This window comes from Streptomyces sp. NBC_00249 (assembly GCF_026342355.1).
GTDB lineage: Bacteria > Actinomycetota > Actinomycetes > Streptomycetales > Streptomycetaceae > Streptomyces.
The window spans coordinates 90,937-108,671 of sequence record NZ_JAPEMV010000005.1; the positions used below are offsets into that span (position 1 = coordinate 90,937).

The following is a 17,735-nucleotide window of genomic DNA, read 5'->3' on the forward strand; positions in this document are numbered from 1 at the left end:
CGCCCGTAGCCTTGAAGGCATGCAGAACACACTCCGGCCCGCGGGTCCCGCTCGCCCGTCCGCCGCAGAGGCGAACGAGGCGATCCGGCACCTCGTCGACACCGGGGTCGACGGGGAGTGGCCCTCGCAGGCGTACGAATTCCTCCTGGAGGAGTGGGCCGCCGCCCACCGCGCCGAGGTGGCCACGGCCCCGTAGGGCCGTGGATCCCTGGCGGCCGCCCGGCCGCCCGGCCGCCCGGTTCAGCGTCCGCGCCGCCACGGGCCGGTGATGGCCAGCATGATGCCCGGGTCCTGGATGTTGGCGTACAGGGTGCGCCCGTCCGGCGAGAAGCAGACGCCGGTGAACTCCGAGTACTCCGGCTCCTGCTCGGTCCCGATGTTCAGCTCGTTGCGCGCCAGCGGGTAGACCCGTCCCGACTCGGTCGCCCCGAAGAGGTGCTGGAGCCCGCTGCCGTCCTCGGCGATGACCAGTCCCCCGTACGGGGACACGGTGATGTTGTCCGGTCCGTCGTAGCCGCCGTCGGCCGACGGGTCGGCGTTCACCCCGATCAGCACGGTGAGCCGGATGGTGCGCCGCTTGGGGTCGTAGAACCACACCTGGCCGTCGTGCGCGGCGCCCGGGCTCTCCTCGCGCGCGTACGAGGAGACGAAGTAGGCGCCTCCGTCCGCCCACCACATGCCCTCCAGCTTGCGGGCCCGCGTCACGGCGCCCTCCCCGAACTGCTTGCGCACGGCGGTGGTGCGCGCGTCCCGGTCGGGGACGGTCACCCAGTCGACCCCGTACACGGTGCCGGTCTTCGTGGCGCGCGAGAGGTCGTCCACGAAGCGGCCCGCGCTGTCGAAGCACTTGGCGGCGGCGAGGACGCCGGCGTCGGCGGCGAGGGTGCGCAGCTTGCCGCGCCCGTGCCGGAAGCCCTGCGGCGGGGTCCAGCGGTACAGCAGGCCGTTGGGGCCGGAGGCGTCCTCGGTCAGGTACGCGTGGCCGTGGCGCGGGTCGATGACCACGGCCTCGTGCGCGTACCGTCCGAAGGCCTTGACCGGCTTCGGGTCCCGGTTGGCCCGGCGGTCGTGCGGGTCGACCTCGAAGACGTAGCCGTGGTCCTTGGTCATGCCGTTCTTGCCGGCCAGGTCCTCGTTCTCCTCGCAGGTCAGCCAGGTGTCCCAGGGGGTGGAGCCGCCCGCGCAGTTGGTGGAGGTGCCGGCGATGCCCACCCATTCGGCGACCTCGCCGCCGCGCCGGACCTCGACGACCGTGCAGCCGCCGGACGCGGCCGGGTCGTAGACGAGGCCCTCGGTGAGCGGGACGGGGTGCTTCCAGCCCGCGCGCGGCCCCTTCAGCTCGTGGTTGTTGACGAGGAGGGTCACCCCGCGGTGTCCCTCGAAGGCGGCGGTGCCGTCGTGGTTGGAGGGGGTGCTCTCGCCCGAGTCGAGGGTGGTGACCCCGCTGTGGGTGATCACGCGGTACGAGAATCCGGCCGGGAGCGCGAGCAGTCCGGCGGGGTCCGCGACGAGCGGCCCGTAGCCGGGGCCGTGCGGACGGCCGAGCTCTTGGCGCCCGTCCTCGGGTGCGGGGGCGTCTTCGGCGGCCAGCGCCCCGGGCGCGGTGGCGAGTGCGCCGACCGTCCCGGTGAGCGCGACACCCGCACCTGCGATGACGGTGCGGGCGGTGAAGTCTCTGCGGCTGAGGGGCATCGGGTCTCCAGGGGGTGGGGGAGGTGGTGCGCCTGACGTACGGTCGTCGGCGCACACGCTCCCGCCCGCACGTGAACGGCGGCTGAACTACCCCGGAAAACGAGCCTATCCCTTGCCGGTGCCCGGAATGGCGGGCTCCGGCCCAGGGAACGGCCGGTTGTGGACGCCGCCCGGTCAGGGCCGGCGGGAGCGGGCCTTGAACGCGGCCTTCCGCGCCTCCTTCGACGCCTTCTTGTCCGGGTGCAGCCGGCCCATGGCCTCCAGCACGTACGCCGTCGCGGGGTGCTCCACCCGCCACGCCTGCTCGAAGAACCCGGCGTGGTGTTCCGTCAGCCCGCGCATCAGCAGCGGGAGTTCCTCGGTCTCCCCGTCGGCCGCGAGCTGCGCCGCGATGGTGTCGACCGTCAGCCAGAACACCATCGCCTGGTCGGGGGCGGGTACGTCGGCCACCCCGTGTTCCGCCAGCCACACCCGGGCGAGCCCGCCGAGCTGCGGGTCGTCCAGCACGGCGCGGACGGCCGGCTCGGCCTCCCGTCCGGCCGGGGCGAGCGCCTGCTGGCAGCGCAGCCTGCGCAGCGGGGCGCCCTCGTCGTCACCGCGGGCCGCGGCCAGCAGCTCGGCGACGGCGGCGGGCAGTTCGCGGCCGTCCAGCCACTGTTCGATCTCGGCCTGCGCCGCGCTCTCGGGGTAGTACGAGACCGCGTCGAGCAGGGTCTCGGCGCCCTTGTCGGCCAGTTCCCCGATGGCGGGGGCGTCGACCCCGGCCTCCAGCATCCGGGCGCGGACGCCGTACAGGCCGAGCGGGGTCAGCCGTACCATCCCGTACCGGGACACGTCCTCGTCGTCGTCGATGCCCTGGGGGCCGGCGGCGAGGTCCTCGTCGGCCGTCTCGGCCATCAGCTCCTCGTCGACGGGTCGGAACTCGACCAGGCCGATGGGCTCCAGCTGCCGGAACTGGTCGTCGAGGCGCATCATCGCGTCCGAGACCTGCTCCAGGACGGCGTCGGTCGGGTCGCCCATGTCGTCGGGGACGATCATCGAGGCGGCGAGCACCGGCAGCGGAACCGGCCCCTCGCCCGAGCCGCCCTCGGCGACGGTGAGCAGGTAGAGGTTGGCGAGCACGCCGTCGAGGAAGTCCGCCTCGCGCTGCGGGTTCCAGTCGAGCCGGTCGAAGTCGATCTCGCCGCCCGAGTCCATCGCGTCGACGAGGTCGTCCAGGTCCGGTACGGCGGCGTCCGCGAGGACGGTGTCGAGGGCCGCCAGCCACAGGTCGAGCACGTCGCCGGGGGCGCCGCCGGCGAGCAGGGCGAGGTCTTCGCCGGGGGCGGCGGTGCCGTGGTCGGGCTCGCCGCCGTCCGGGCCTTCCTCGGCGTCGCCCGCGTCCTCCTCGGGTTCGGTCACGTCGACCAGGCCGGTGTCCACGGCCACCCGCCAGGCCTGGCTCGCGTACATCGGGCCGTCCTCGTCACCCGCGTCGAGGCCGAGTACGGCGGCGGCTTCGGCCAGCTGGTCGGCGGCGAGTTCGCCGCCGACCTCGACGCGGGTGTCGGGTCCGGCCCAGCGGGCGAGGCGGACGGCGCGGGCGAACAGCGGGGCGACGAGGGCGTCGCGGGCCAGCTCCGCATCGGAGTGCAGCCGTACCGGCGGCAGCGTGGGGCGCGGCTCTGCGGACATGCGGTGTTTCTCCTCGGAGGTCGAACGGTGATGCGCGAAGCGGTGGTGCGCGAAGCGGTGGTGCGGTGGTGCGCCGTCGGCCCGCGGGGTGCGGCGCGGAAGCGGAAGCGGAATCACGGCGCCCGTGCTGGTGGTCGCGGTCCGTCAGGCCTGGTGCGGCGACCCAGCGTAGACGCATTTCGGGCACGCCTGGCGGGCCATCTCCGTTGGTTCATCCCACAGTCAGCTCCCGTCTTCCCTGGAGGCCTTGACAACTTCGCTGGTCACACAGGAAATTGACGCGCGTAGACATCTCAAGGCCGTCAGTCCTCCCCTTCCTCCACACACCGGAGTTCCAGCCCATGCGCTCCTCGCATCCCCGTTCCGCCGCCGTCGCGGCCCTCGTCGCCACCGCGCTGGCCACCGGCCTGCTCGCCGGTTCCGCCGACGCGGCCGAAGGCGCCGTGTCCGCCGATCCGATACGCATCCACGACATCCAGGGCACCACCCGGGTCTCCCCCTTCAACGGCAAGGCGGTCGCCGGCGTCGAGGGCATCGTCACCGGCGTGCGCACCTACGGCTCGCGCGGCTTCTGGATCCAGGACCCGGACGCCGACGACGACGCCGCCACCAGTGAGGGCGTCTTCGTCTTCACCAGCTCCGTCCCGACCGTCACCGTCGGCGACGCGGTCAAGGTCTCCGGCACCGTGGGCGAGTACGTCCCCGGCGGGGTCAACTCCGGGAACCAGTCGGTCACCCAGATCGCCAAGCCCACCGTGACCGTGGTCTCCTCGGGCAACGCGCTGCCCGCGGCCACCGCGATCAACGAGTACACGGTCCCCTCCGAGTACGCCCCGGCGGGCGACCCGGCCGCCGCCGGCAGCATCAACGGCCTGCGCCTGGAGCCCTCGCGCTACGCCCTGGACCACTACGAGTCCCTGGAGGGCATGACCGTCAAGATCGGCACCTCGCGCGTGGTCGGCGCCACCGACCCGTACTCGGAGCTGTGGGTCACGGTCAAGGGCTGGGAGAACACCGCCAAGCGCGGCGGCACGGTCTACGGCTCGTACGAGTCCCAGAACACCGGCCGCCTCCAGATCCAGCAGCTCGCCCCGCTCGCGCAGCAGCCCTTCCCGGTCGCCAACGTCGGCGACAAGCTGACCGGCACCACCGAAGGCCCCCTGGACTTCAACCAGTTCGGCGGCTACACCCTGGTGGCCCGCACCCTGGGCACGGTCAAGGCGGGCACCCTGGCCCCCGAGAAGACCAAGGCGCAGTCCCCCGGCGAGCTGGCCGTGGCCACGTACAACGTCGAGAACCTCGACCCGACCGACCCGCAGACGAAGTTCGACAACCTCGCCAAGGCGGTCGTGGAGAACCTCGCCTCCCCCGACATCGTGGCCCTGGAGGAGATCCAGGACGACAACGGCGCCAAGAACGACGGCACCGTCTCCGCCGAGCAGACGCTGACGAAGTTCACGGCCGCGATCGTGGCCGCGGGCGGCCCGGCGTACCAGTGGCGGACCATCAACCCCGAGGACAAGAAGGACGGCGGCGAGCCCGGCGGCAACATCCGCCAGGTGTTCCTCTTCAACCCGGCGCGGGTCTCCTTCACCGAGCGCGCCCCGGGCGACGCGACGACGGCGACCGGTGTCGTCCGGGAGAAGGGCCACGCCGCCCTGACCCACTCCCCCGGCCGCATCGACCCGGCGAACCCGGCGTGGGCCGACAGCCGCAAGCCGCTGGCCGGCGAGTTCTTCTTCCGCGGCCGTACGGTCTTCGTGATCGCCAACCACTTCGGTTCCAAGGGCGGCGACGAGGGCCTGACCTCGCACCACCAGCCGCCGGTGCGCTCCTCGGAGGCCAAGCGGCTGCTCCAGGCGCAGGCGGTGAACGGTTTCGTCAAGGACATCCTGGCGACCGAGAAGAACGCGAACGTCCTGGTCCTCGGTGACATCAACGACTTCGAGTTCTCGGCGACGACGAACGCGCTGGCGGACGGCGGGGCCCTGTACCCGGCGATCAAGTCGCTGCCGAAGGCGGAACGTTACTCCTACGTCTACCAGGGCAACGCCCAGGTCCTGGACCAGATCCTGACCAGCCCGGCGATCAAGAACTTCACGTACGACAGCGTCCACATCAACGCGGAGTTCTCGGCCCAGAACAGCGACCACGACCCGCAGGTGCTGCGCTTCCGCCCGTAGCCACCGGACCCCGAGGGGGCCCGGCCGCCGCCACGGCCGGGCCCCCTTGGCACAATCCGGGCATGATCTTCCGCATCGCCACCCGCCGGGACCTGCCCGCCGTACTCGCCCTGCTGGCCGACGAGGACCGTGTCGTCGACCCGGCCTCGGTCGTGGCCGGCCCGGCCCAGGAGCGGGCCTTCGCCGACATCGAGGCGGATCCGCGCAACGAGATGCTGGTCCTCGCGGACGGGGAGGAGGTCCTCGGCTGCCTCCAGCTGACCTACATCCCGGGCCTGGGCCAGGACGGGCAGGAGCGGGCCCTGGTGGAGGCGGTACGGGTCCGCGCGGACCGCCGGGGCGGCGGCCTGGGCGCGGAGCTGATGCGCCTCGCGGTGGACCGGGCCCGCGCCCGGGGCTGCGGCCTGGTCCAGCTGACCAGCAACAAGCGCCGGGGGGCCGCCCACCGGTTCTACGAACGCCTCGGCTTCGAACGGAGCCACGAGGGTTTCAAGCTGCGCCTGGAGCAGTGACGGGCGGCCCCGCGCCCGGCGAATTCAGGCCTTTCGGCCCTGGCGTGACGCTCGACACATCCGTACCGAAATCGGCCGGTTGTGGTGGAGAGTGTCTCCACGCCCGATCCACCACCCTGCTCTCCCGGGAGGACCGCGTGTTCCCCTCCATCTCCCTCGCCCAGGAAATCGGCCTCGTCGTCCTGTTCGCGGCCGCCCTCGTCTGGGTCCTCGGCCTGGGCCACATGCTGTGGGACAGCCGCTTCCACCACCCCGAGCCAGGCGCCTACGAGGGTCTGCCGGTCATCCCGGCCCAGCGCGGCCGCGCCGCGCACCCGATGGAGTCGGTGGAACTGACGGAGGCGGAGCAGCAGGCCTTCGCCGGCCTGATCCGCACCTTCCCCCAGCACTGACGTCCGGGAGCCCCGGGCCCTCTCCCTCACCGTGGACGACGGCTGGAGCGAGGAGCAACGTGTCCTGCTCGCCAGGCTCCGCGCCGTCTGGGCGCACCTGATCCCCCTGGACTGAGCGGCCTCGCACCGGCCCACCGCGGCCCCGCGACGGCGAACGCCCTCCCGGGGCCGCGGTGGGCCGTGGGAGGGCGTTCGGCAGTGACGGGCGGACCGGGCGCCGGTCCGGCCGGGCGTCAGTTGTGGCTGTGCAGGACCTCGTTCAGGCCGCCCCAGGCCGCCTTGTACGGGCGGGCCTCGACGGCGCCGGTGACCGAGTTGCGGCGGAAGAGGATGTTGTTGGCGCCGGAGAGCTCCAGGGCCTTGACGATCTGGCCGTCCGGCAGGGTGACGCGGGTGCCCGCGGTGACGTAGAGGCCGGCCTCGACGACGCACTCGTCGCCCAGGGCGATGCCCACGCCCGCCTCGGCGCCGATGAGGGTGCGCGCGCCGATCGAGATGATCTGCTTGCCGCCGCCCGAGAGGGTGCCCATGGTGGACGCGCCGCCGCCGATGTCGGAGCCGTCGCCGACCACGACGCCCGCGGAGATGCGGCCCTCGACCATGGAGGTGCCGAGGGTGCCGGCGTTGAAGTTGACGAAGCCCTCGTGCATGACGGTGGTGCCCTCGGCGAGGTGCGCGCCGAGGCGGACGCGGTCCGCGTCGGCGATGCGCACGCCCTTGGGGGCGACGTAGTCGGTCATGCGCGGGAACTTGTCGATCGAGGTGACCTGGAGGTGCAGGCCCTCGGCGCGGGCGTTCAGGCGGACGGTCTCGACCTGGTCGACGGCGACCGGGCCGAGCGAGGTCCAGGCGACGTTGGTCAGCAGGCCGAAGACGCCGTCCAGGTTCTGGCCGTGCGGCTTGACCAGGCGGTGGCTCAGCAGGTGCAGGCGCAGGTACGCGTCGTGCGCGTCCAGCGGCTTGTCCTCCAGGGAGGAGATGACGGTGCGGACGGCTACGACCTCGACGCCGCGGACCGCGTCCGAGCGGAGGGCCTTGGCCGCGGCCGCGCCGAGGAACTCCACGGCCTGCTCGGCGGTGAGGCGCTCGGTGCCGGCCGGGCCGGGCCCGTCGACCAGCTCGGGGGCGGGGAACCAGGTGTCGAGGACGGTGCCGTCGGCGGTGATGGTGGCAAGTCCGGCGGCGACGGCGCCGGTGGTACGCGTAGCAGTCATATCCGAAACCTAACCGGCGACGGCCTTCGGTTGCGAACCGGTCTCATGTGACGGTCGCGCGGGTCGCCGCACCCCCCGCGCACCCGTGGCCAGCACGATCCCCCCGGCGGCCGCGCCGAGCGCCGCGCACAGCGGCCACAGCAGCTCCGGCGCGCTGTCGTACAAGGCTCCGCCGAGGGGCGCGGCGAGGACGAAGCCACTGATGGAGACACCCGCGTACAGGCTCTGGAACCGGCCGACGGCGTGCTCGGGAGATTCGTCCGCTACGTACGCCATGGCGGTGGTCTTGTAGAGGATCTCACCGAGGGTGAGCAGCAGCATCATCGCGACGGCCGTTGCGGTACCGACCCCGAGCATCAGCATCGCGTAGCCGCCGCCCACCAGCACCAGCCCGCTGCCGATGACGTGCAGCGGGGAGCGCCGCCGCAGGGCGAGGGCGGCGGGGATCTCCAGGAGCAGGATGACGCCGCAGTTGACCGCGATGAGCCAGCCGTACGCGCGGGTGTCCAGACCGTGGTCGGCGAGGTAGACGGGGAAGGTCGTGAGGTGCTGCCGGTAGACGACGTCGATGACGACGATCGCACCGAGCAGGACCAGTACGGCCGGCCGTGCGCGCAGCTCCCGCCACAGCCCTCCGCGGCCCAGACCCCCGTCCGGGGCCGCGGAGGGGGCGGTGGGGGCCCTGGCCGGGACGACCCGGGCGGTCCAGAGGGCGAAGAAGAGGGTGCCGAGGCCGTCCGCGACGAAGAGCCAGTCGTACGAGAGCCCGGTCGCGATGAGGGCCCCGAGCGGTCCGCCCACCGCGAAGCCGCCGTTGGACAGGCAGCGGGTGACGGCGAAGGCCTGGCGGCGGGAACCTTCCGGCACGGTGACCGCGACCAGCGCGGAGTTGGCGGCGCGGATCACCCCGGAGGCGTACTGGGCGAGGGGCAGGAGGAGGGCCAGCAGGGCGGTGGGGACCGCCGGCAGGCAGACGAGGGCGGCTCCGCCGAGGGCCGAGGCGGTGAGCAGCACCCGACGGTGACCGAAACGGTCTCCGTACCAGCCGCCGGTGAAGTTGCCGGCGACCAGGCCGATGCCGCCGATGCCGACGATCAGGCCCGCCTGGGTGGTGCCGAGGCCGCGCGGGCCGGTCAGGTAGAGGAAGACGAAGACGACGGTGAAGCTGGCGACGGTGTTGACGAAGATCCCCGCAGCCAGCAGCCACACGACCCTCGGTACGTCCTTGATCCCCTGCAGCACACCCGTGTCCCCCTCGCGATCCGAGTAAGTTCCTTTTGGGAACGGACTATGTCAGCATGACAGCCTGGGGTCAACGGACGAAGGAGTGCCATGGCCCAGCGCACACATCTCGGCGACGCGGACTGCTCCATCGCCCAGGCCCTGGAAGTCGTGGGCGACTGGTGGACGCTGCTGATCGTGCGCGACACCGCGCGCGGTCTGCACCGCTTCGACGAGCTCCAGCGCGAGCTGGGCGTGTCCCGCAAGGTGCTCGCCGAGCGGCTCAAGCTGCTGGTCGAGGCCGGGGTGCTGACGCGCGAGCCGTACCAGGAGCGCCCGGTGCGGCACGAATACCGGCTGACCCCGCGCGGGCGGGGGCTGCTGCCGGTCCTGGTGGCCCTCCAGGACTGGGGTGACACCTGGGTCCTGGGAGAGGGAGAGATGACGGCGACGACGCAGGAGTCCTCGAAGGAGGCGGTACGGGTCCACGCGCTGCGCGGCACCCGGCTGCCGGAGCTGCTGCTGCCGGACCGGTTCGGCGAGCTGCGCGACCCGGTGGCGGACACCCCGTTCACCGTCCTGTACTGCTTCCCGGGCGCCTACGCCCGGGCGGAGTCCTACCCGCCCGGCTGGGCCGGGATCCCGGGCGCGAAGGGCTGTACGTTCGAGTCGTGCACCTACCGCGACCAGCTCGCGGAGTTCACCGCGGCCGGCGCCACCGTGCACGGGGTCTCGACCCAGCGCCCGGACGAGCAGCGGGAGTTCGCCGAGCAGGAGCAGCTGCGCTTCCCGCTCCTGTCGGACGCGGGCCTGGACCTGGTGACGGCGCTGCGGCTGCCGACGTTCCGCGCGGCGGGGACGAGCCGGCTCAAGCGGCTGACGCTGGTCCTGGACCGGGACCGGACGGTGCGCGAGGTGATCTACCCGATCCTGGACATCGAGGCGAGCGTGACCGAGGCCCTCGCGGCGGTGCGCACGGCGCCCTGACCGGGTCCGGCGCCGGACCAGGGGCGCCCCGGGTCCGGCGCACCGGCTTTCACCGGGCCGGCCCCAGCACCCGGGACAGGACCTCGCGGGCGTACGCCTCCTCGTACGGGGTGTCCGTCAGCAGCACCTGGAGGCTGATGCCGTCCATCACCGCCACCAGCGCCCGCGCCGTCTGCGGATCCGTGTACCCGGCGAGCGCCCGCGACACCGTCTCGCACCACTGGGCCGCGACGGGGCGCAGGGCGGGCCTGCGCAGGGCGGCCAGGTAGAGCTCGTACTCCAGCTCCGCGCGCCCGCGGTCCGCCCCGAGGAACTCCCCCAGCAGCTTCGCCAGGGCGTCGGCGAGGTCCACGCCCTCGGGCAGCACGAACGCCCGGGCGAAGGCCTCGTCGGCCTGGCGCAGGGCCGCCACCAGCAGGTCGTCCAGGGTCGCGAAGTGGTAGGTGGTCGAGCCCAGCGGTACGTCCGCCTCCGCCGCCACGCTGCGGTGACTCAGCCCCGCGATGCCCTTGGCGCCCACGACCCGGATCGCGGCGTCGACGATCCGCTGCCGCCGCTCGGGGTCGTACCGGCGCGTTCCGGGGGCCATCAGTGGGCCGCCCCGCCGAGGTTGAGCAGGACCACGCCGGCGATGACCAGCACGATCCCGGCGATCTTCGCGGCGGTGGCCGCCTCGCCCATGAACACCATGCCGATCGCGGCGATGGCGGCGGTGCCGACCCCGGCCCATATCGCGTAGGCCGTGCCCACCGACATGGACTTCAGGGTCTGGGAGAGGAGGGTGAAGGCGATCACGTAGCCCACCAGCGTGCCCAGGGAGGGCCAGAGCCGGGTGAAGCCCTCGCTGTACTTCATGGCGGTGGTTCCGGCGACCTCGGCGGCGATGGCCGCGGCAAGCAGTACGTAGGGCATGCGTACGACTGTACACATCGTCGGCAGTCGATGCGTACAGCTGTACACACGCAGACCCCGGGACACTGGCGGAGTTCGGGACTACGGTGTCCCCCTCAGGCGACAGGGGGCCCGCGCATGGCGCAGCAATGGACCCACCGGGGCGGCGGCTGGCTGCCCCCTCAGCGGCCCCGGCCGGGCGTGGTGCCCCTGCGCCCGCTGGCACCTTCCGAGATCGCGGGCGGCGCCTTCACCGCCCTGCGCCGCTACGGCGGCCGGATGTACGCGGCCCTGCTGCTCGGGCAGCTCGCGGCGGGGCTGGTGGTGGCGGCGGCCGGGGCGGCCACCCTGGCCTCCCTGAGCCCGACGCCCGGCAGCCGGGCCTTCGTGTGGACGCTGCTCCCCGCGGCGGCCCTGTTCCTGCTGTTCACCTGCGCGCTGGCCACCGCCCTGACGGCGGCCCTGCTGCGCCCGGCGGTGCTCGGCCGCCCCGTGACCGCGTCCGGGCTGCTGCGCTCGGCGCTGCCGGCGCTCCCCCGGGTGCTGGGCGCGCAGCTGCTGGCGCTCGCGGCCTCGGCGGGCCCGGTCGCGGCCGTCGCCCTGGCCGGGCTGCCGGCGCTCGTGCTGCTCCCGCTGGCCCCGGTCGCCCTGTGGCTCGGGGTGCTGTTCGTGCTGGCGCCCGTCGCGGCCGGGTACGAGGGGCTGGGGCCGGTGGCCGCGCTGCGGCGTTCGGCCTCGCTGGTGCGGGGGTCCTGGTGGCGGAGCCTGTGGGTGGTGGCGCCGGCGGTGGTGCTGGCGGCGGCCGCCGCCGTCGCGCTCCCGCTGCGGCTCGGGGCCGTGGGGGCGCTGCTCGCACTGTTCCTGCTCCCGGCGTTCCCGCAGCTGCCCGCCGGCCTGCTCTACGTGGACCGGCTGATCCGCCGCGAGCACCTCGGGGAGGCCCTCGCGGCGGATCCGGACCGCAGCGGTCCCGAGCCGGTCAGCCCAGGGTGAACCAGGCCGCCCGGGCCTTCTTCCACTCCGGGTGCGTCAGGTCCTTGGCCTCGGTCCCGTCCCCGTACAGGTCTGCGGAGCCGCTGTCGGTGACGAGCTGTACGCGGGCGCCGGGCACCCGCAGGTCGGGCACCTCGACGATGGCCTCCCAGCCGCCGGGGTCGGTGGTCGGCAGGTCGGCCCGCTTGACCGGGGCGTGGCCGGGGATCCCGTCCCACTGGTAGAGGGCGTAGGGGTCGGAGTTGTCGTCGGCCGCCCAGGAGCCCGCCAGGATCAGGTACTGGCCGGCCGCGTTCTTGCGGATGTCGCGCACGGCGAGGCCGCCGAGGTCGAGTTCGATGCCGGAGCCGAAGACCGCCTTGGCCCCGGAGGAGAGCACCTTGTCGAGGTTGGTGACCGGCACGATCAGCGCCTTGCCGCCGGGCACGGCGGGGGCCAGCGGGGCGCGGAAGCCCAGGTAGGCGGTGGTGGTGGAGCCCGGGGCGAACTCCAGGCCCTCCACGTTGAAGCCGTCGATCCGCTTGGGGACCTGGCCGGCCGCGGTGCCCGCGGCGAAGCCGTAGCGGTTGCCGTTGGCCGTGTCCCAGGCGATGAGGTCCTCGCGCAGGCCCTTGTAGGCGGCGGTGAAGGTGACCTCGGTGTCGGCTCCGGAGCCGGTGATCCGGGTGGTGAAGACGGTGTTCCGCTCGGCCTTGTACTTGCCGTCCTTGTTGTTGCCCAGGGAGCCGGTCCAGTAGACGGTGTCGCCGACCCGGGCGGCGGCCTCGATGTCGGCCTCCTTCTTCAGGCCGAGCGCGGGGCCGAGGTCCCAGGTCCTGACCGGGGCGCCGGAGCGGGCACGGTCGTACAGGCGCAGCACGTTGGACTCGTCGTCGGCGACCAGCGCGTAACCGCCGCCCACGTCCACGGCGGCCGAGGCGTCGCTGGAGCCGGTCAGGTAGCGGGTGGCGAAGGTGCCTTCGACGCGCGCGGAGGCGGCGTAGGAGAGGGTGGCGGTGGTGGCCCTGCCGCCGCGCCCGGTGACCTTCAGGGTGAGGTCGGTGTACCCGCGGGCGCGCGCCCGGACCGTCAGCCTGCGGTCGCCCGACCCGGTGCGCTCCTGGCGCACGTCGTCGGGGCCGGCCACGGCCGGGTTGCTGGAGGCGACGACCTCGAGGCGCAGGAAGCCGTCCGGGACGCCGGCCTGCCCGATGTCGGCCGTGACGGCCGGGTCGGCGACGGCCGCGACCGCGCCGCTGAGGTGGGTGGCGGACAGGGTGATCGTCACAGCGGCGTAGCCCGCCTCGGCGTGCGCGGGGGCCGTGAGGCCCGCGACGAGCAGGGCCGCCGCCCCGGCGGCGCCCACGGCGCCGCAGCGGCGTACCGGGGAATGGCGAACGGTCACGGATGGTCCTCTCAGGTGCTCCGTCACGTCGTGACGGCCGTCGAGAAGATTCGGCCACCGTGGCCAACTCCCGGTGCATTTCACTTGTCCGCCCGGGGAACAGCGACCCCGTAAAAGGGGGTCCGGACTCCGCTCCTGAAAACAGGGAGGGCCCCCGGCACGACCGTGCCGGGGGCCCTCTCGTGAAGCGGTGCGTCAGACGTTGAAGCCGAGCGCGCGCAGCTGCTCACGACCGTCATCCGTGATCTTGTCCGGGCCCCACGGCGGCATCCAGACCCAGTTGATGCGGAGCTCGTTGACGATGCCCTCCGTCGCCGACTTCGCCTGGTCCTCGATGACGTCCGTCAGCGGGCAGGCCGCCGAGGTCAGGGTCATGTCGAGGGTGGCGATGTTCGCGTCGTCGATGTGGATGCCGTAGATCAGGCCCAGGTTGACGACGTCGATGCCCAGCTCGGGGTCGACCACGTCGTAGAGGGCCTCGCGGACCTCTTCCTCGGTGGCCGGCTTGATCGACGCCTCGGGCGTCGCGTTCTCGGTCATGCCGTCTTCCTCTCCGCGTCACCCAGTGCCTGGGCGGTCGCGTCCTTCCACGCCATCCAACTCAGCAGAGCACACTTCACCCGAGCCGGATACTTGGAGACGCCGGCGAACGCGACCGCGTCCTCCAGCACCTCCTCCATCGCCTCGTCGGGCTCCATCTTGCCCTTGGACTGCATCAGCTCCAGGAAGACCGCCTGGATCTTCCGCGCGTCCGCCAGCTCCTTGCCGACGAGCAGCTCGTTCAGTACGGACGCGCTGGCCTGGCTGATGGAGCAGCCCTGGCCCTCGTAGGAGACGTCGGTGAGCGTCTCCCCGTCGTACTTCACGCGCATCGTGATCTCGTCGCCGCACGTCGGGTTGACGTGGTGGACCTCGGCGTCACCGTCGCGCAGCCCCCGCCCGTGCGGGTGCTTGTAGTGGTCCAGGATCAGTTCCTGGTACATCGAATCAAGCTTCACAGCGTCGTCCTCGTCGCCCTCGTCAGCCGAAGAAGTTCCGTACGTGCTCCAGCCCGTCGATCAGCGCGTCGACCTCGGCGGGAGAGGAGTACAGGTAGAAAGACGCTCGCGTCGTCGCGGGAATTCCGTACCGCAGGCAGACCGGGCGCGCGCAGTGGTGACCCACGCGGACGGCGATGCCCTGCTCGTCGAGCACCTGGCCGACGTCGTGCGGGTGGATGTCCCCGAGCGTGAAGGAGATCGCGGCGCCGCGGTCCTCGGCCGTGGTCGGGCCGATGATCCGCAGGTCGGGCACCTCGAGGAGGCGCTTGACCGCGTACTCGGTGATCGCGTGCTCGTGGGCCGCGATGTTCTCCATGCCGATCGCGGTCAGGTAGTCCACGGCCGCGCCGAGGCCGACGGCCTGGGCGATCGGGGGCGTACCGGCCTCGAACTTGTGGGGCGCGGGAGCGTACGTCGACGAGTGCATCGACACGGTCTCGATCATCTCGCCGCCGCCGAGGAACGGGGGCAGGTCCTCCAGCAGCTCCTGGCGGCCCCACAGGACGCCGATGCCGGTCGGGCCGCACATCTTGTGGCCGGTGAAGGCCACGAAGTCGGCGCCGAGGGCCTGCACGTCCAGCGGCATGTGGGGAGCGGCCTGCGAGGCGTCGATCAGCACCAGCGCGCCGACCTCCTGCGCGCGCCGGACGATCGCCTCGACGGGGTTGACCGTGCCCAGGATGTTGGAGACCAGCGTGAAGGAGACGATCTTCGTCTTCTCCGTGATGACCTCTTCGATGTTGGACAGGTCGAGCCGACCGTCGTCGGTGAGGCCGAACCACTTCAGCTTCGCGCCGGTGCGCTGCGAGAGCAGCTGCCACGGCACGATGTTGGAGTGGTGCTCCATCTCCGTGATGGCGATCTCGGTCTCGCGGTCGACCCGGTAGGGCTCGTCCGCCCAGCCGAGCATGTTCGCGACCAGGTTGAGCGACTCCGAGGCGTTCTTGGTGAAGATCACCTCGTCGCGGCTCGGCGCGTTGATGAAGGCGGCGACCTTGTCGCGGGCGCCCTCGTACAGCGCCGTGGCCTCCTCGGCGAGCACGTGCACGCCACGGTGGACGTTGGCGTTGTGCTGCTCGTAGTACTCGTTCAGCGCGTCGAGCACCTGGCGCGGCTTCTGCGAGGTCGCCGCGTTGTCCAGGTAAACGATCTTCTTCCCGTCGTGGACCACACGATCCAGAAGGGGGAAGTCCTTGCGGATCGCCTCGATGTCGAGGAGGCCAGGCAACTGTGTCACGCGGTCGCGCCACCCTTCGTGCTGTACGACTCGTAGCCTTCGGCCTCCAGCTTGTCGGCGAGCTCGGCGCCGCCGGACTCGACGATGCGGCCTTCGGAGAAGACGTGGACGAAGTCGGGCTTGATGTAGCGGAGGATCCGCGTGTAGTGCGTGATCAGCAGGGTGCCGACCTCACCGGTCGCGCGGACGCGGTTGACGCCCTCGGAGACCTGGCGCAGGGCGTCGACGTCGAGGCCGGAGTCGGTCTCGTCGAGGATCGCGATCTTCGGCTTGAGGAGCTCGAGCTGGAGGATCTCGTGGCGCTTCTTCTCACCGCCGGAGAAGCCCTCGTTGACGTTGCGCTCGGCGAAGGCCGGGTCCATCTGGAGCTGCTCCATCGCGGACTTGACCTCCTTCACCCAGGTACGCAGCTTCGGCGCCTCGCCACGGATGGCGGTGGCCGACGTACGCAGGAAGTTGGAGACCGAGACGCCGGGGACCTCGACCGGGTACTGCATGGCGAGGAAGACGCCGGCGCGGGCGCGCTCGTCGACGGACATCTCCAGGACGTCTTCGCCGTCGAGGGTGACGGTGCCACCGGTGATCGTGTACTTCGGGTGCCCGGCCAGCGAGTACGCCAGGGTGGACTTGCCGGAGCCGTTCGGACCCATGATGGCGTGCGTCTCACCCTGCTTGACGGTGAGGTCGACGCCCTTGAGGATCTCGCGGGCGCCGTTCTCGGCCTCGACGGAGACGTGCAGGTCGTGGATTTCAAGCGTTGCCATGGATACCTCAGGACTCCTGGGTGAGGGAGACGAGCACGTCGTCCCCTTCGATCTTTACGGGGTAAACGGGTACGGGGCGGGTCGCGGGCAGACCGGACGGCTTCCCGGTGCGCAGGTCGAAGGCCGACCCGTGCAGCCAGCACTCGATCATGCAGTCCTCGACCTCGCCCTCGGAGAGGGAGACGTTCGCGTGCGAGCAGATGTCGTTGATCGCGAACACCTCCCCCTCGGTGGAGACGATGGACACCGGCGTGCCGTCGAGTTCCACCCGCTTGGGGGTGTTCTCCTCCAGCTCGCTCAGCGCACAGGCCTTGAGGTAAGTCATCAGACGGACGCCTGCAGCTCGGTCTCGATCTTGGCGAGCAGCCGCTCCTCGATGTCCGCGACACCGATCTGCTGGACGAGCTCGGCGAAGAAGCCACGCACGACCAGACGGCGGGCGTCGTCGGCCGGGATGCCGCGGGACTGCAGGTAGAAGAGCTGCTCGTCGTCGAAGCGGCCGGTCGCGGAGGCGTGGCCGGCGCCGACGATCTCGCCGGTCTCGATCTCCAGGTTCGGCACCGAGTCGACCCGCGCGCCGTCCGTCAGGACGAGGTTGCGGTTCATCTCGTAGGTGTCGGTGCCCTCGGCGGTCTTCTCGATGAGCACGTCACCGATCCAGACGGCGTGGGCGTCCTGGCCCTGGAGCGCGCCCTTGTAGACCACGTTCGACTTGCAGTGCGGGGCCTTGTGGTCGACCAGGAGGCGGTGCTCCTGGTGCTGGCCGGCGTCCGTGAAGTACAGGCCGAAGAGCTCGGCCTCGCCGCCGGGACCCGCGTAGTTCACGCGCGGGTGGAGGCGCACGAGGTCGCCGCCGAAGGTGACCACGATCGACTTGAAGGTCGCGTCGCGGCCGACCAGCGCGTTGTGCTGGGAGCAGTGGACGGCGGTGTCGTCCCAGTCCTGCACCGACACGACGGTGAGCTTGGCGCCGTCGCCGACGAGGAAGTCGACGTTGGCAGCGCGCACGCCGTCACCGGTGTGGTCGATGACGATGACGGCCTCGGCGAAGGCCTGCACGTCGAAGACCGTGTGCCCGAAGGTGGTGCCGCCCTCGCCGTGCAGCGAGACGCGCACGGGCTCGGTGAGGACCGCTTCCTTGGGCACGGTCACGACCGTGGCCTTGGCGAAGGACGAGAACGCCTGCGCGGCGATCCGGTCCACCGGGGTGCCGGCCTTGCCGACGCGGGCGTCGTCGCGCTCCACGGACTCGATCGTGACGCCCTCGGGCGCGTCGATCTGGGCCTTCATGGTGCCGTTGGCGACCGCGGTGCCGTCGTGCAGGCCCTTGAGGCGGGCGAGCGGCGTGAAGCGCCACTCCTCCTCGCGGCCGTTGGGCACGGGGAAGTCCGCCACGTCGAAGGACGGGGGGGCACTCATCCGGGTGGCGACGGTGGACTCGGCGGCCACCGCGATCGCGCCGGCGGTGGTCGAACCCGCCGGAATGTTCTGAGCCTCAGCCATGGCTGTCGTGTTGCTCTCTTCCTTAAAGAATCTGCTGCGGGACGTCGG

19 protein-coding genes are annotated in these 17,735 nt (G+C 72.0%); 6 read left to right on the plus strand and 13 right to left on the minus strand.

The window, feature by feature from the left end; all coding sequences use genetic code 11:
* Positions 1 to 19 precede the first annotated feature (19 nt).
* The gene (locus tag OOK31_RS22155; protein ID WP_267089042.1) at positions 20 to 196 is read left to right on the plus strand and encodes a hypothetical protein; all 177 of its coding nucleotides are present in this window, start codon (positions 20 to 22) and stop codon (positions 194 to 196) included.
* 44 nt (positions 197 to 240) lie between these two features.
* On the opposite strand, the gene OOK31_RS22160 is transcribed toward OOK31_RS22155, so the two are convergent.
* Together OOK31_RS22160 and OOK31_RS22165 are read right to left on the minus strand one after the other, a co-directional pair.
* Complete coding sequence (locus OOK31_RS22160) at positions 241 to 1,692, minus strand: alkaline phosphatase PhoX (RefSeq protein WP_267089043.1); 1,452 nt, start codon at positions 1,690 to 1,692, stop codon at positions 241 to 243.
* Between the two features lie 174 nt (positions 1,693 to 1,866).
* On the minus strand, positions 1,867 to 3,366 hold the full coding sequence (locus tag OOK31_RS22165; protein WP_267089044.1) for a hypothetical protein: 1,500 nt from the start codon (positions 3,364 to 3,366) through the stop codon (positions 1,867 to 1,869).
* Between the two features lie 341 nt (positions 3,367 to 3,707).
* Between OOK31_RS22165 and OOK31_RS22170 the strand changes: the two genes are divergently transcribed.
* From OOK31_RS22170 to OOK31_RS22180, 3 genes are all read left to right on the plus strand, one after another.
* Complete coding sequence (locus tag OOK31_RS22170; RefSeq protein WP_267089045.1) at positions 3,708 to 5,549, plus strand: endonuclease/exonuclease/phosphatase family protein; 1,842 nt, start codon at positions 3,708 to 3,710, stop codon at positions 5,547 to 5,549.
* Between the two features lie 62 nt (positions 5,550 to 5,611).
* Positions 5,612 to 6,061: a GNAT family N-acetyltransferase gene (locus tag OOK31_RS22175; protein WP_267089046.1), complete on the plus strand. Its 450-nt coding sequence runs from the start codon at positions 5,612 to 5,614 to the stop codon at positions 6,059 to 6,061.
* Positions 6,062 to 6,198: 137 nt separating this feature from the next.
* Positions 6,199 to 6,453, plus strand: coding sequence for a hypothetical protein (locus OOK31_RS22180; RefSeq protein ID WP_267089047.1), 255 nt, complete (start codon positions 6,199 to 6,201; stop codon positions 6,451 to 6,453).
* 233 nt (positions 6,454 to 6,686) lie between these two features.
* Here OOK31_RS22180 and dapD read toward each other — a convergent pair whose 3' ends face one another.
* Complete coding sequence (gene dapD, locus OOK31_RS22185) at positions 6,687 to 7,667, minus strand: 2,3,4,5-tetrahydropyridine-2,6-dicarboxylate N-succinyltransferase (RefSeq protein ID WP_267089048.1); 981 nt, start codon at positions 7,665 to 7,667, stop codon at positions 6,687 to 6,689.
* Positions 7,668 to 7,676: 9 nt separating this feature from the next.
* Positions 7,677 to 8,906 carry an MFS transporter gene (locus tag OOK31_RS22190; RefSeq protein WP_267089498.1) on the minus strand — a complete coding sequence of 410 codons (1,230 nt, stop codon included), beginning with the start codon at positions 8,904 to 8,906 and terminating at the stop codon, positions 7,677 to 7,679.
* Positions 8,907 to 8,999: 93 nt separating this feature from the next.
* Between OOK31_RS22190 and OOK31_RS22195 the strand changes: the two genes are divergently transcribed.
* On the plus strand, positions 9,000 to 9,875 hold the full coding sequence (locus OOK31_RS22195) for a winged helix-turn-helix transcriptional regulator (protein WP_267089049.1): 876 nt from the start codon (positions 9,000 to 9,002) through the stop codon (positions 9,873 to 9,875).
* 49 nt (positions 9,876 to 9,924) lie between these two features.
* Here OOK31_RS22195 and OOK31_RS22200 read toward each other — a convergent pair whose 3' ends face one another.
* Together OOK31_RS22200 and OOK31_RS22205 are read right to left on the minus strand one after the other, a co-directional pair.
* Positions 9,925 to 10,464, minus strand: a complete 540-nt coding sequence (locus tag OOK31_RS22200) for a TetR/AcrR family transcriptional regulator (protein WP_267089050.1) — start codon at positions 10,462 to 10,464, stop codon at positions 9,925 to 9,927.
* A complete protein-coding gene (locus tag OOK31_RS22205; protein ID WP_267089051.1) occupies positions 10,464 to 10,787 on the minus strand; it encodes a multidrug efflux SMR transporter in 324 nt (107 codons plus the stop codon). The genes OOK31_RS22200 and OOK31_RS22205 overlap by 1 nt, the downstream gene beginning before the upstream one ends.
* 117 nt (positions 10,788 to 10,904) lie before the next feature.
* On the opposite strand from OOK31_RS22205, the gene OOK31_RS22210 reads away from it, so the two are divergent.
* Positions 10,905 to 11,759, plus strand: a complete 855-nt coding sequence (locus tag OOK31_RS22210; RefSeq protein ID WP_267089052.1) for a hypothetical protein — start codon at positions 10,905 to 10,907, stop codon at positions 11,757 to 11,759.
* Here OOK31_RS22210 and OOK31_RS22215 read toward each other — a convergent pair.
* The 7 genes from OOK31_RS22215 to sufD all read right to left on the minus strand — a co-directional run bounded on the left by OOK31_RS22215 (position 11,746) and on the right by sufD (position 17,687).
* Positions 11,746 to 13,080, minus strand: coding sequence for a hypothetical protein (locus tag OOK31_RS22215; protein ID WP_267089499.1), 1,335 nt, complete (start codon positions 13,078 to 13,080; stop codon positions 11,746 to 11,748). The two genes, OOK31_RS22210 and OOK31_RS22215, sit on opposite strands and share 14 nt — an antisense overlap.
* 258 nt (positions 13,081 to 13,338) lie before the next feature.
* On the minus strand, positions 13,339 to 13,683 hold the full coding sequence (locus OOK31_RS22220; RefSeq protein ID WP_007263433.1) for a metal-sulfur cluster assembly factor: 345 nt from the start codon (positions 13,681 to 13,683) through the stop codon (positions 13,339 to 13,341).
* Complete coding sequence (gene sufU, locus OOK31_RS22225; RefSeq protein WP_267089053.1) at positions 13,680 to 14,141, minus strand: Fe-S cluster assembly sulfur transfer protein SufU; 462 nt, start codon at positions 14,139 to 14,141, stop codon at positions 13,680 to 13,682. The genes OOK31_RS22220 and sufU overlap by 4 nt, the downstream gene beginning before the upstream one ends.
* Positions 14,142 to 14,163: 22 nt before the next feature.
* Positions 14,164 to 15,420: a cysteine desulfurase gene (locus tag OOK31_RS22230; protein ID WP_267089054.1), complete on the minus strand. Its 1,257-nt coding sequence runs from the start codon at positions 15,418 to 15,420 to the stop codon at positions 14,164 to 14,166.
* A complete protein-coding gene (gene sufC, locus OOK31_RS22235; RefSeq protein ID WP_007263436.1) occupies positions 15,417 to 16,184 on the minus strand; it encodes a Fe-S cluster assembly ATPase SufC in 768 nt (255 codons plus the stop codon). Before sufC ends, OOK31_RS22230 begins: the two co-directional genes overlap by 4 nt.
* A gap of 7 nt (positions 16,185 to 16,191) precedes the next feature.
* Positions 16,192 to 16,509, minus strand: coding sequence for a bifunctional 3-phenylpropionate/cinnamic acid dioxygenase ferredoxin subunit (locus tag OOK31_RS22240; RefSeq protein WP_267089055.1), 318 nt, complete (start codon positions 16,507 to 16,509; stop codon positions 16,192 to 16,194).
* Positions 16,509 to 17,687: a Fe-S cluster assembly protein SufD gene (sufD, locus tag OOK31_RS22245; RefSeq protein WP_267089056.1), complete on the minus strand. Its 1,179-nt coding sequence runs from the start codon at positions 17,685 to 17,687 to the stop codon at positions 16,509 to 16,511. The genes OOK31_RS22240 and sufD overlap by 1 nt, the downstream gene beginning before the upstream one ends.
* Positions 17,688 to 17,735 lie beyond the last annotated feature (48 nt).

What these genes read in the sequence shown, in the direction of transcription:
- OOK31_RS22205 (WP_267089051.1), bottom strand. Translation starts at nt 10,787, where the DNA reads ATGCCCTACGTACTGCTTGCCGCGGCCATCGCCGCCGAGGTCGCCGGA.
- OOK31_RS22200 (WP_267089050.1), bottom strand. Translation starts at nt 10,464, where the DNA reads ATGGCCCCCGGAACGCGCCGGTACGACCCCGAGCGGCGGCAGCGGATC.
- OOK31_RS22175 (WP_267089046.1), top strand. Translation starts at nt 5,612, where the DNA reads ATGATCTTCCGCATCGCCACCCGCCGGGACCTGCCCGCCGTACTCGCC.
- sufC (WP_007263436.1), bottom strand. Translation starts at nt 16,184, where the DNA reads ATGGCAACGCTTGAAATCCACGACCTGCACGTCTCCGTCGAGGCCGAG.
- sufD (WP_267089056.1), bottom strand. Translation starts at nt 17,687, where the DNA reads ATGGCTGAGGCTCAGAACATTCCGGCGGGTTCGACCACCGCCGGCGCG.
- OOK31_RS22240 (WP_267089055.1), bottom strand. Translation starts at nt 16,509, where the DNA reads ATGACTTACCTCAAGGCCTGTGCGCTGAGCGAGCTGGAGGAGAACACC.
- OOK31_RS22220 (WP_007263433.1), bottom strand. Translation starts at nt 13,683, where the DNA reads ATGACCGAGAACGCGACGCCCGAGGCGTCGATCAAGCCGGCCACCGAG.
- OOK31_RS22165 (WP_267089044.1), bottom strand. Translation starts at nt 3,366, where the DNA reads ATGTCCGCAGAGCCGCGCCCCACGCTGCCGCCGGTACGGCTGCACTCC.
- OOK31_RS22155 (WP_267089042.1), top strand. Translation starts at nt 20, where the DNA reads ATGCAGAACACACTCCGGCCCGCGGGTCCCGCTCGCCCGTCCGCCGCA.
- OOK31_RS22160 (WP_267089043.1), bottom strand. Translation starts at nt 1,692, where the DNA reads ATGCCCCTCAGCCGCAGAGACTTCACCGCCCGCACCGTCATCGCAGGT.
- dapD (WP_267089048.1), bottom strand. Translation starts at nt 7,667, where the DNA reads ATGACTGCTACGCGTACCACCGGCGCCGTCGCCGCCGGACTTGCCACC.
- OOK31_RS22170 (WP_267089045.1), top strand. Translation starts at nt 3,708, where the DNA reads ATGCGCTCCTCGCATCCCCGTTCCGCCGCCGTCGCGGCCCTCGTCGCC.
- OOK31_RS22210 (WP_267089052.1), top strand. Translation starts at nt 10,905, where the DNA reads ATGGCGCAGCAATGGACCCACCGGGGCGGCGGCTGGCTGCCCCCTCAG.
- OOK31_RS22195 (WP_267089049.1), top strand. Translation starts at nt 9,000, where the DNA reads ATGGCCCAGCGCACACATCTCGGCGACGCGGACTGCTCCATCGCCCAG.